The 12,572-nt window shown below is 43.2% G+C and carries 8 protein-coding genes and 1 rRNA gene; 5 read left to right on the top strand and 4 right to left on the bottom strand.

Features of this window, described 5'->3' with window-relative positions; all coding sequences use genetic code 11:
* The first annotated feature begins 16 nt into the window (after positions 1-16).
* A 5S ribosomal RNA gene (gene rrf, locus BGP76_RS00005) occupies positions 17-128 on the top strand.
* 964 nt (positions 129-1,092) lie between these two features.
* On the opposite strand, the gene BGP76_RS00010 is transcribed toward rrf, so the two are convergent.
* The 4 genes from BGP76_RS00010 to BGP76_RS00025 form a co-directional block, all read right to left on the bottom strand.
* A complete protein-coding gene (locus BGP76_RS00010; RefSeq protein WP_119843152.1) occupies positions 1,093-2,139 on the bottom strand; it encodes a hypothetical protein in 1,047 nt (348 codons plus the stop codon).
* The gene (locus BGP76_RS00015) at positions 2,136-3,350 is read right to left on the bottom strand and encodes a glycosyltransferase family 4 protein (protein ID WP_119843153.1); all 1,215 of its coding nucleotides are present in this window, start codon (positions 3,348-3,350) and stop codon (positions 2,136-2,138) included. Before BGP76_RS00015 ends, BGP76_RS00010 begins: the two co-directional genes overlap by 4 nt.
* A 71-nt stretch (positions 3,351-3,421) precedes the next feature.
* Positions 3,422-3,730 (bottom strand): isoamylase early set domain-containing protein, encoded by a 309-nt coding sequence (locus tag BGP76_RS00020; protein ID WP_119843154.1) that lies wholly within the window; start codon positions 3,728-3,730, stop codon positions 3,422-3,424.
* A gap of 13 nt (positions 3,731-3,743) precedes the next feature.
* Complete coding sequence (locus BGP76_RS00025; RefSeq protein ID WP_119843155.1) at positions 3,744-6,188, bottom strand: glycoside hydrolase family 31 protein; 2,445 nt, start codon at positions 6,186-6,188, stop codon at positions 3,744-3,746.
* 350 nt (positions 6,189-6,538) lie between these two features.
* Between BGP76_RS00025 and BGP76_RS00030 the strand changes: the two genes are divergently transcribed.
* The 4 genes from BGP76_RS00030 (at position 6,539) to BGP76_RS00045 (ending at position 12,555) form a co-directional block, all read left to right on the top strand.
* Entirely contained in the window at positions 6,539-8,380 is a 1,842-nt protein-coding gene (locus tag BGP76_RS00030) for a glycosyltransferase (protein WP_119843156.1), read from the top strand.
* Between the two features lie 24 nt (positions 8,381-8,404).
* The gene (locus BGP76_RS00035) at positions 8,405-9,877 is read left to right on the top strand and encodes a DUF4301 family protein (protein ID WP_119843157.1); all 1,473 of its coding nucleotides are present in this window, start codon (positions 8,405-8,407) and stop codon (positions 9,875-9,877) included.
* 202 nt (positions 9,878-10,079) lie between these two features.
* Positions 10,080-11,069 carry a MoxR family ATPase gene (locus BGP76_RS00040; RefSeq protein WP_073125711.1) on the top strand — a complete coding sequence of 330 codons (990 nt, stop codon included), beginning with the start codon at positions 10,080-10,082 and terminating at the stop codon, positions 11,067-11,069.
* Positions 11,070-11,313: 244 nt separating this feature from the next.
* Positions 11,314-12,555 carry a hypothetical protein gene (locus tag BGP76_RS00045; RefSeq protein ID WP_119843158.1) on the top strand — a complete coding sequence of 414 codons (1,242 nt, stop codon included), beginning with the start codon at positions 11,314-11,316 and terminating at the stop codon, positions 12,553-12,555.
* Positions 12,556-12,572: the final 17 nt, after the last annotated feature.

Genomic DNA, 12,572 nt, shown 5'->3' on the forward strand with positions numbered 1-12,572 from the left:
TATTTCATTAAGACATTATGGTGACTATTGCGAGGGTGTCCACCTCTTCCCATTCCGAACAGAGAAGTTAAGCCCCTCAGCGCCGATGGTACTCCGGTAATACGTGGGAGAGTAGGTCGTTGCCAGTTTTTATCAAAACCTTGATTACAGTGTAGTCAAGGTTTTTTTTCGTCTATACTTTTTTGATCCATAAATATTAGCTCAAAGACTGGATCAGTCGGTAAAGTTGGAGGAATAAACTCGATAGACGGGTTCGATATTTTAGTCCAATCATTCAAATTAACCTCAAGGACTTATAAGAGATGGTTATTCACGAAAAAAATAATGAATTTCGAACAATGAATCTTGAATCACGAAGTGATCTACGACCTCTCCCCATGAATACGGAGAGATCTGTTTTATGTACGTTTATTAGCTATCTCATCAATGACATTCTCCAAACCCTGTTTTCATTCTTACCCGTGTCTTTATTGAGTCATTTCCTGCATTTTACCCTCAAGTAACATGGCTTACCACGGATTGGAAAATCCTGAATCGTAATCTCATCATAAAAGCCTATGGAGGTCAACTTATCCCCTTTAAACTGTTCGGGGTGAATATTCTTTTCTCTTCTAGGTAAATGAAATATTGCTTCTCCCTTAGCTTCATCGAAACCACTTCGAAATAATCCAACATACCCTCGGCAACAACAAACTCAATAACTCCTTTTCCAATGCTCATTTTTCTGGCAAAGAAAATTAATTATAACATCCCCCCAGAGATACAGACTGATCCGATACGAGCTGTACTGTCCTCCGAGATAGAATGCTAGGTTTTGTTTTGGTGTTAATTTCTGAGGTATACTATTTCGATATTTTCCATAGTCAAATAACTGGCTGGATACGCTGAAACACTGGTTTCTAAGTCGGATACACTAAAGTAAAAACCTACACTCCAGAGCGTCATTAGAAGGAAGGTTATATTGTGTTTTTTATTTTGTATTGGTGGTGCGAACCATTTCTTAACAAGAAGATCGTGTGTTTTTGATATTATTTTGTAAGAAGAGGTGTGCTAAATTAATCACGTGTCTCTTTAAGATAATTACATCTGTAGTCATTTGATCAGTCGTAGGGTAAAGTCGTTGAGGATATTCATGTAGATATTGTAGTAGTCGTAGGGGAGAAGGTGTTGGTCTTCGTCTTTGGACATCTGTAGGAAATACTGGATGTTGCCGAGTGACGCCCAGTCGTGGAGCATGTCTGGGTCTTTGGTTTTTTTGACAGGGTCTTCGAGTTTGTAGTATTCTTTGAGGGCGCGATTTTGTAAGGCATTGCTATGGAATGACTCTAGGCTAAGTCCTCTTACACTGCCCATGACGGGGGATTTGATATTGTAGGGAGTAGTGTCTTGGGTATTGATTACTTGCTCATCTAGGGAGAGGATTTTGGCTTTCTGTCTGGCTTTTTGCACGATGCTTTTCAGTCCACCGAAGGAACTAATTGTCTGCGGATCGAACTGTAGAAAATGTGTGTGTCTATCGGGATCAGAAAAGAGACTGTCTCCTCTGTCATTGTCCAGTAGGAAAACTGACTGTTCGGGCTGGTTCGTGGCATGGAAGAGGCGCATTTCTTTATTTTTCCATAGGTACCACTCTATCGTTCCTGCAAATAACCCTTTGTAACCTAGCTCATGGAGTGTGTCAGCGATATCGTTGCAGTATATGTTTTCGGTATTGTAAAAGTAGCTGGTATGGTAATCAAAGGTAGATTTGAGTAGTTTTTGGTGTGTTTTGATATCCGAGATGAACTCTTTAAAGGAGTAGATAGAAGCGAGGCTGTGATGGTAGGTGCCTCCCAGCAGGGATAGTTTGCCTTGTTTTAAGGCGTTTTTGATCAGGGTGATGGTTTCTGGATCGAATTTAGACATCAGCGTGATGAAAGAACCTGACAAGTAGAGTGAGATCGGCGTGTCATCCTGAGTAGTTAGCTGAACTGCCTCATGGAGAGTCTCACGATGTTGCCCCTGATAGGCAATCATGAAATTCTCTTCTGACTGGATGGGTTTGAAGTAGGGCTTTTGATGCCCTATATCAAAAAGGGTAAATGACTCCAGAGAGTAGGTGAAATCAAAAATCAGTGCTAGGGATAGTGTTTTGTTCATGAGGTGGTAGACTCAATGATACGCATTATTTTTTTGTTGGAGTTATCCCATGTCAGTGTATCAAGTAGAGATTTGTTTTCGCTAGCGATATGGTGCGCTACTTTTTCGTTTTTGAGCAGGGATACGATGTGTCTGGCGAACTTGTCACTGTCGTCGAAATCTGCTGTGAGCGCGCTGGTCAGTACCTCAGACGCACCAGAGTTTTTGGACAGTACCATGGGGACTTTGGCAGCAGCGGCTTCTAGTGCTGTGAGACCAAACGGTTCGGATACCGAAGGCATGCAGTATACGTCTGCCATGGCGTAGGTCTTGATCATATCTGGTTCCTGTAGGTAGCCTGTGATGTGAAATCGACTGGCGACCGCTGAGTGTGCGCCTGCTTCGATGAGAGATTTGTATAGGTCACCTTCTCCTGCCATGATAAAGCGGCTGTTAGGGTAGAGCTCATCTACTTTCTCGGCGATTTCTAAGAATTTAGTAGGTCCTTTTTGTCCGGTCAATCGACCAACGAATAGGACGATTTTTTCTTTGAATGGACTTTTGTATGATGGGTAGTCTTGCTGTTTGCATCCATTGTGTACTACTTCTATTTTGTTCTCAGGGATCCCATAGTGGCTATTGATGATGTCTTTGGAGTAGTGACTGACGCAGATGATCTTGTCTGCTTTTTGGAAGGCTTCTTTTTCCAAGTCAAAAACCCATGATCCTGCATTTCCGCAGTTACGGTCATAGTCCAAGGAGTGTACATGTAGGATGAGAGGTTTGCCGAGTTTACGTTTTATGTCTATGGCTGCTCGGAAGGTGATCCAGTCGTGTGCATAGACCGCATCATAGTCTACTTGGCCAGCAGCCTCTGCGATTTGATTCGAAAAATCATTGAGTTGGTTTTGCAGTTTAAGGGCTTCTTGTTTGTTGGGTGTACGACTGGTGTTTTGATCACTCCAGTAGGGAGAGATAGCCGTCTCGATGTTGACTTTAGAGATTTCGGAGATGACGTTGAAATCGCTGAAGTCCGCTAGGTTTACTCTTTGTTTGGAGAGGGAAATATTGTTCTCGATAGCGTCTAACGCTTCCATGTCATCTGGCTGTATAATGGTTAGCGTGCTGTGATGCGAGAGGTATTGGGAGATTTCATGAGCGGCGATACCGAGACCGCTATTTTTAGCGCTAGGCTCGCCAGGTCCTAGCATAAGGATTTTTAGTTTATTCATGAGATGGTTTGGTTGAAGGTGGATAACCTTGGCAGAAAAGTCCGTTGATCTGCCAAGGTTAGGATTAGTTTTTAGAGCGCTAAAACACAGTTTTGTTCATTGGAGACGCCATTGTCAACATAGCGATCTGCTTCTTCTTCGTTGACCCACTGTGTCCCGTTGACCAAATAGCGGTACTCGTAGCTAACGTCTTTAGGTAGTTCCATGACGAGTTTGAAGTCGCCATTTTTCATTTTTGTAAAAGGGTTCTCTTGTAGGCTCCAATTGTTGAAACTGCCAGAGAGTGAAATGTTCTCTATGTCTTTTGCTTCTTTTTTGTTGATCGTCCAAGTGACCTTGCATAGATCCTTGGATTTGAAAAATTGCTTTTTAATACTCATGATCGAAGAGGGTTTAGTTTATAAGTATTTCGTTGAAATTGATCGAAAGTTTCAGTTCTAGCACGCCGTTTACCATTTCGCTATCTGCGAGACATTCCTTGCCATCTACCATGATGGAGTTGGGTTTGTCATCCAGTCCATGGAACCTGCCAATGTACTGGTGGTATTCCGTATCAAACTGTCCTTCGCAGGATTGTTTGATTTTCCATTTGCTCATGTCCGATGGGGTAGAAACGAATGTCTTGACAGAGCACTGTCCGTCTTTATATTCATAGCCGTCGCCTTTGTCTTCGTAGAGTTTCGATATTGTTTCTACAAAAGGTTTGTAGAAGTTGAGCGTGAGCTCCTCGACGATAATCTCACCGACATATTGCATGGTAGGTTGTTCAGGAATCATGGCACCTGCACGTACAAATAGCGGGATCTGGTTAAGAGGGGCAGATACTTTGATTTCTCGCTGTCCTTCTTCGATCGCATCTGTCCAGTAGTTGTACCAGTGACTTTTAGGTAAGTACATGAGTCTACTGACAGCTTTCTCCTCAGAGATCGGACAGATCAAAAGATGATCACCCAGCATGAATTCTTCTTCCCTGTAGAAGGTCTCAGGATCGATGTGCGCCTCCATGTGTAGTGAGCGTAACATTGGTATGCCTGAAGTACTGTACTGCCAAAAGGTCGTGTATATGTAAGGCAAGATACGGTAGCGCATCTCGATGAACTGGCGGACGATATCTACATATTGCGCATCGAATTTCCAAGGCTCTTTGTCTCCATGGTCTCCAGAAGAGTGGGTACGAAAGAAAGGGTGGAAAACCGCCATCTGTATCCATCGCGTAAAGAGCTCGCCGTTGGGTGAGCCGATGAATCCGCCTACATCTGATCCCGCAAAAGAAATCCCTGATGAACTGAGTCGCTGACATTGAATGTTGGCTAGTTTGAGCTGTTCCCAGCTGGCAGAGTTGTCTCCTGTCCAGACCGACGCATACCGTTGTACACCCGCATAGGCTGATCTAGTGATGGTAAAGGCTCTTTTGTTGTCTAGGTAGCGTTGCTGTCCTTCGCAGGTAGCCTGTGCCATCAATGACCCATAAACGTTGTGTGCCTTGCGGTGGCTACATGGGTGTCCATCAAAGTCGAAGCGAACATCATTGGGAAAGGTGCCATCCTCGAAAGTTGCAGGTTCGTTCATATCGTTCCATACCCCGTCTACTCCGTCATGGATGAGCCCTTCGTAGAGCGTACCCCACCATTTTCGCGTGAGTTTTCTCGTGAAATCTGGGAAGTGACATGGTCCAGGCCATACACTCGCTTTGAGGAGCGCGCCATCCATGCGTTTGCAAAAGTGATTGCCTTTTCTACCTTGTTGGTAGACTTTGTATTTCTTGTCGATTTTGATACCTGGATCGATGATCACGACAGTTTTGAATCCATCTTTTTTCAGGTCCGCGATCATTTTTGTTGGCTTAGGAAATTTCTGCTTATCCCAAGTAAAGCACCTGAAGCCATCCATGTAGTCTATGTCTAGGTGAATGACATCACAGGGGATTTTGCGACTTCTGAATTCCTCGCCCAGTTTTCGCACGACGGATTCTGGATAATAGCTCCATTTACTCTGGTGGTAGCCTAGCGCCCATTTAGGTGGTAATGCTGCTGTACCTGTGAGGAGAGTGTACTTCTGCGCCACATCTATGAGTTTTGGTCCATAGATGAAGTAGTATCGCATCTCCCCACCCTGTGCCCAAAAGCTACAGGCATTGTCCCTTTCCTTACCGAAATCAAAAAAGCTGCGGAATGTATTGTCCATGAATATGCCATAACCTATTTGGCTATGCTGGCCCATATAGAAAGGGATGTTCTTGTAGACAGGGTCGGTATCATTGCCATAGCCATAGCAGTCCGTACCCCATAGTTCGCGTTTGGTACCGATCAAGTTTAGCTTGCCAGTCTTGTCTCCGAGTCCGTAGAATTTTTCTCCTTTGTGGAGCACTTTCGTGCAAATATTGATGGTGCCCCCGTGGTACTTGTGATCTTGCCAGTGGTAGCCTTTTTCGTCTTGGAAGACTACGGTACCTACTAGGTTGGTGATTTTGACGGAGAGGTTTTCTTTATTGATATAGCAGCGGAGCGTGGCAGTTTTGATAAGGAAACTTGCCTTGAGTTCCTCAAATTTGTATTCGGTACTACTAGGCTCGAATGCAGGATCTATCGCATAGGAAAAGTCATCTTCGAAATAGCCGTCATTGCCATGTCGAAACTTGATGATGTCCTGATGCACTACCGTGACCTCTAACGAAGCACCCGTGCCATGGATGATGAAAGCGTCATTCTTCTTTTCCCAAGAGGCGTATTTGCCTGAGTAAAACTCCTCTGCATCCTTGCCTTTGAAATTGTCAATATAGTTGCCTGAAAAATCACTTGATTTATCTACAGGTATGGTTCCCCCTGAAATTTCTTCCATTTTCAATTCATTTAATTGAAACAAATATACTTTTTCCTCAACTCTATCTCTTTGATTTAGTTGCCGCCCAGATTAATAATGTGTGAAATTTTCACTTCTCATAAAAAGAGCTTTTCTAATCCTCCATCTTGCATTAAAAAGATAGTAGATATAGGGTAACATTATTAAAATAATAATGGAATAAACAGGGATTGACAGAATAAGAAGAAGTGTCGGTGGTATTTTGATGCTTTGAAACTGTCAAACCGCATATAAATTACAAATAGTGCCAGTGCAGGGAAAAATGTAAGGCAAAGTTTCTGCCTGTCCGGGAAGACTTATTATCTTTCCCAAATCTCAAACAAAGAAGCATGAGCGGGAGAATCCAACAAAGCAAAGAACCAAAACTAGAAGATAAAATGCTCACCGAAGTGGCTTGGGAGGTGTGTAATCAAGTCGGAGGCATATATACGGTCATCCGATCCAAAGCACCTGTGATGGTCGATAAGTGGAAGGATAACTATCTCCTGCTGGGGCCAAAGATCAACTCTAACGTTAGTTCTGATTTCGAGCCAGATCCATACTCTAATAGCCCGATAGCACAGGTAGCGCGTGAACTCAGAGAGATGGGCTGGGATGTGGAGTTCGGGACATGGCTGGTGTCAGGTAGGCCACAGACTGTTTTGTTGAATCCGCATAGTGTTATGCACGAGTTGGGAAATATCAAATATTACTATTGGCAAAACCATCACATCGAGTTTTCTCATCACGATTCTTTGATAGATGAGGTGATGGCCTTTGGGTATATGGTGCATGAGTTCCTTTCCCGTTTTGCTAGAGTATGTTTGGAGCAAGGGGTGGAGTTGCTGGCACATTTTCACGAGTGGATGGCTGGGACTGCTATTCCTGATATTCGCCGAGAGCAGATTCCTATCAAAACGATTTTCACGACTCATGCAACTCTACTGGGGCGGTATTTGGCGATGAATGATCCGTATTTTTATGATCATTTGCCATATTTGAACTGGGAGACTGAAGCACGGAACTTTAATGTAGATACTATCGCTCGGCTGGAGCGAGCCTGTGCGCATGGTGCTAATGTGCTGACGACAGTGAGTGAAGTGACTGCCAAAGAATGTGTGCATTTGCTAGGCAGGAGTCCGGAAGCTATTTTGCCGAATGGCCTCAATATAGACCGCTTCTCAGTGGTTCATGAGGTGCAAAATCTACATCACCGTTACAAGGAACAGATCAACCATTTTGTAATGGGACACTTTTTTCAGTCCTATTCTTTTGATCTGGATAATGTCATTTACTTTTTTACTTCAGGACGTTTTGAGTTTAAAAATAAGGGATATGATCTAACCTTGGAGGCACTGGCTCGCCTCAATCATAAGATGAAAGAGCAAAACGTCAACAAGACGGTGGTTATGTTCTTTGTGACCAAGCAGCCTTTTCATAGTATTAATCAGGAAGTAATGACTTCTAGAGCAGTGATGGAGGAGATCGATCACAACTGTGAGTCCATCATGCAGCAGTTGAAAGAGCGTCTGTTCGAGGCGGCAGCCGTGAATCCTGACCATAGATTGCCAGTACTCAACGAGCTGGTGGATGACTACTGGAAGCTGCGCTATAGACGTACGATACAGTCGTGGAAGTCTGATCGACTGCCCAGTGTCGTGACGCATAATCTGATCAATGATGGAGATGATCAAGTACTTAGTTATCTCCGGAGTGCCAATCTACTCAACTATGAGTCTGACAAGGTGAAAATCGTCTACCATCCAGATTTTATATCATCGACGAGTCCACTGTTTGGGATGGATTATGGTCAGTTCGTGAGAGGGTGTCATCTGGGGATTTTTCCGAGCTATTACGAGCCATGGGGCTATACACCTGTCGAGTGTCTGGCACGGGGAGTATCTGCTGTGACCTCCGACCTATCTGGGTTCGGGGACTATGTCAAGGGACTACCGATGGGGGATGAGGAACATGGCCTCTATATGATAGAGCGTGCCAATCAAGACTATGATACTGCAGCGGAGCAACTGTCCGAAAAGATGCTCACTTTCGTGATGAGTAGTAGTAGAAAACGAATAGAAACAAGAAATAAAGCAGAGGATCTTTCTGAAGCGTTTGACTGGGTCAACCTGATCAAGCACTATGAGCATGCCTATGACCTGGCATGTGAGAAATTTCCAATAGAAAACTAATAAAACCAATAACCAACAATAACAATGTTGAACGAAGAAGATAAGATATTTATAGCGGAGAGAGGGAGTGATTTGAGCAATGTCGAGCGTCAAATCGAAAATTTCAAGAAAGGGTTTCCCTATCTGGATGTCCAACGAGCAGCTGCTGTGGGGGATGGAATTATTCATCTTTCGGAGGCGCAGGTCGAGGCGTTGACTAAGGAATATCAGGAAGCAAAGGCTGATAAAAAGGTACTAAAGTTCGTGCCAGCATCAGGTGCAGCGACACGTATGTTCAAAGATCTTTTTGCATTCGTGGCGGATCAAAACCTAGCAGAAAATAAGGCCGCTCAGGTTTTTATGGAAGGGTTGGCCGATTTTGCATTTTATGATAAGCTCTCATCGTATTTTGAAGATGTCAATGCCGCGCCAGCGCACGAAGTAGTAGACAAATTACTGTCTGATGAAGGAATGGAATATGGCTCTTTGCCCAAAGCACTTTTGCAATTTCATCCATACGAAAAAGGTGCTCGCACACCACTGGAAGAACATTTCGTGGAAGGCGTGCACTATGCACAGTCAGGAGATGGAGTGGTGCATTTGCATTTCACGGTATCGCCGCAGCATTTGCCCAAGTTTGAAGATTTGGTCGGAAAGGTAAAGCCTGGGTTTGAATCAGCGTTTGGGGTTACTTTCGACATTACGTTTTCACAGCAAAAAGCATCTACTGATACCATAGCTGTAGATCATGCCAATGCGCCATTCCGTGAGGAGAACGGCACGATACTGTTTCGTCCTGCGGGGCATGGAGCCTTGCTAGAGAATCTTAATGATCTGGATGCAGATATTATTTTCATTAAAAACATAGATAATGTAGTACCTGATCGTCTCAAGGCGGATACTTATGCATATAAGCAGGCCTTGGCAGGACTACTCGTAGGCTACCAAAACGAGGTTTTTGGTCTATTGAAAGATGGTATAAATGATCCTGTAGCAGTCGCCAAACAATTGGATGAAAAATACTTCTTGAAAACAAGTGTTGGGTTTGCCGATCTGTCAAAGGATGAGCAAGTTGCTGAATTGAAGACCAGACTCAATCGGCCGATTCGGATCTGTGGAATGGTCAAGAATACGGGAGAACCAGGCGGAGGGCCATTCTGGGTCAAAGAGGCCGACGGTAGTGCATCGCTACAAATCGCGGAGACTGCACAGATTGATTTGGAAAATGCAGAAAAGTCTGCCATGCTTAAGAATTCTACACATTTCAATCCTGTAGATCTTATCTGTGCGACCAAAGATTATCAAGGGAAGAAATTTGATTTGCTACAATACCGTGATGACGAAACGGGCTTTATTACGAGCAAGTCAAAGAACGGTAAAGATCTGAAAGCGATGGAGCTACCAGGTCTATGGAATGGAGCGATGGCGAAGTGGAATACGTTGTTTGTCGAGGTTCCGATCTCTACCTTTAACCCCGTCAAAACGGTCAATGATCTACTCAAAGAAACCCATCAATAAGATTTAACAATTTTTAACCGCCAGATGGAAGGGATGGTTTTTAGCTGATTGAGCCCTGTGGAGGGCTTTTTGTCGTGTTTTGAGATGAAGTCTATTGTCGTGTAGGGTGAAAGTCCTTGGTCAAGGCCGGTGATGTATTTCAAAAAATAGCCAAGTCTTTTACATTTGTTGAGTTTTGAAGAAAATAGTGAATAGCTAAATAATGGAAACAAGCGCAAGTACAGAAGAGAAGAAAGATCTACAGCAGAAAGTAAAACAAGTTTATGATGAGGTAGGTAAGGTCGTGGTAGGACAGCAGTACATGGTCAACCGCCTAATGATAGGACTGTTTACCCAAGGGCATATTTTGCTCGAAGGTGTGCCTGGTTTGGCCAAGACTCTTACAGTCAATACCCTCGCCAATGTCCTGCATTTGGACTTCAAAAGGATACAGTTTACGCCAGACTTGTTGCCAGCGGACTTGATCGGTACGATGATTTACAATCAGAAGGCGTCTAACTTCGAAGTGAAGAAAGGGCCAATTTTCTCAAATCTGATTTTGGCAGATGAGGTGAACCGGTCTCCTGCCAAAGTGCAATCTGCACTTCTAGAGGCGATGCAAGAGAAGCAAGTAACGATAGGTGAGACTACTTTTCAGTTAGATAGACCGTTTCTAGTGCTAGCGACTCAAAACCCAGTAGATCAGGAAGGGACGTATCCACTGCCAGAGGCACAGGTCGATAGATTCATGATGAAAGTCCATGTAGATTATCCATCCAAAGAAGATGAGCTAGAAATCATGCGTCGTATGTCGAATATGAAGTTTGATAATAAAGTAAACACCGTCCTATCGAAAGAAGATATTTTTGAAATCAGAAAGGCGATTAATGAAGTTAACCTTTCAGAGTCACTAGAGAAATATATCATCGAATTGATTTTTGCGACACGTGATCCTAAAGCGTATGGCATGGAGCAGGAGGCGAACTATATCCAGTTTGGTGCTTCACCACGTGCATCGATCAATTTGAATCTAGCTGCTAAAGCGGTAGCTTTTTTGGACGGGAGAGATTTTGTATTGCCAGAGGATATCAAAGAGGTAGCAGGTGATGTGCTTAATCACCGTATCATTCTCAACTACGAAGCAGAAGCAGATGGAGTCACGACTCAGGCGTTGATAAAAACACTACTGAATAAAATCAACGTTAATCGATAAAAATAAAGCAATATGGAGAGTTGATAATACTCTCGAATGATATGAAATAACGAAGCGCCTCCTTGGAGGCGCTTTTTTTATGATCGCTTCACAAATTCTTAACACACGTAAAGAAGCCGTCACAATGCATCAACCTTCTTTAACATAAACATAACTAGTTCGTGCATCATGGTCTGGTCGTCCTGATTCAGTTTTGCGAAACAAAATTGAAACTATACAATTGGAATATTTAAAAATTAAAACAATGAAAAAGTTATTATCTCTTTTAATGATGGCAGGTGTCATGGCTTCTATGATCTCATGTTCTGAAGATGACGGTGGGTCTATTGATGGCGATGGCGATGGTGATGGTGTCGATGGAAATGTATTGGTAGAAGCAAATATTTCTGCTGATGAGACTTGGACAAGTGATAATGTTTATGAGTTAGGTGGTAGAATTACTGTATTGGATGGTGCTACTTTGACTATCGAGGCTGGAACAATCATTAAAGGACAAGCAGGTACAGGGTCAAACGCTACTGCACTTATGGTAGCACGTGGCGGAATGTTGATGGCAGAAGGTACTGCTGATGCTCCAATTATCTTCACGTCTGTTGCAGATGAGATTACTCCTGAAGATGTTGCTGCTGGTAACACTGTGAGTCCGAATTTGAACTCGGATATTAATGGTTTGTGGGGTGGTGTTCTTGTTTTAGGACGTGCGCCTATTATTGCTTCTAACTGGGAGACAGGTGACAAAGATCAAAGTGAAGTTACTATGGAAGGTATTCCTTCAAGTGATACCAATGCAATTTATGGAGGTTCTGATCCAGAAGATAACTCTGGTGTTTTGAAATACATCTCTATTCGTAACGCAGGTAGTTTAATAGCTCCTGGTAACGAGATTAATGGCCTAAGCTTAGGTGGTGTAGGTTCTGGAACTACAATCGAGAATATTGAAGTAGTTGCTAATCAAGATGATGGAATTGAAATTTTCGGAGGTACTGTAGATATTACTAATGTATTGGTTTGGAACTCTTCTGATGATGCACTTGATACTGATCAGGACTGGACTGGTACTTTAAACAACTTTATCATTATAGATCCAAGAGATGGCGGTTCAGGTTTTGAGCTTGATGGTCCAGAAGGGGAATCTGCTAGCACAGGTTGTCATACTTTCATCAACGGAACAGTTTATGCAAGCAACACTGGTTTGGCTAGTTTGGTGGATTGGGATGATAATACCAATGCTCAGGTGAAAAATGTTTACTTCTATGGTATGGCTGCTGATTATGTAGATGGTATTGCTTCATACAATGGAAGTGGTTGTGGTACATCTGACGGATGGGAAGCCACTTTGGCTGATGGTGTAGAGGTTGCTGATGTATTCGGTGATGTTACGGTTTCAATCGTTGCTAAAAATGCAAACACTGTAGGAGCTGATGCTTCAAAATTTGGATGGACTTGGGCTGCTAAGGCTGGGAAATTAGCTGAAATTGGTCTTTAAGAACAAAGAAAACTTAA

Source organism: Reichenbachiella sp. MSK19-1, assembly GCF_003590315.1.
Classification (GTDB): domain Bacteria; phylum Bacteroidota; class Bacteroidia; order Cytophagales; family Cyclobacteriaceae; genus Reichenbachiella; species Reichenbachiella agariperforans.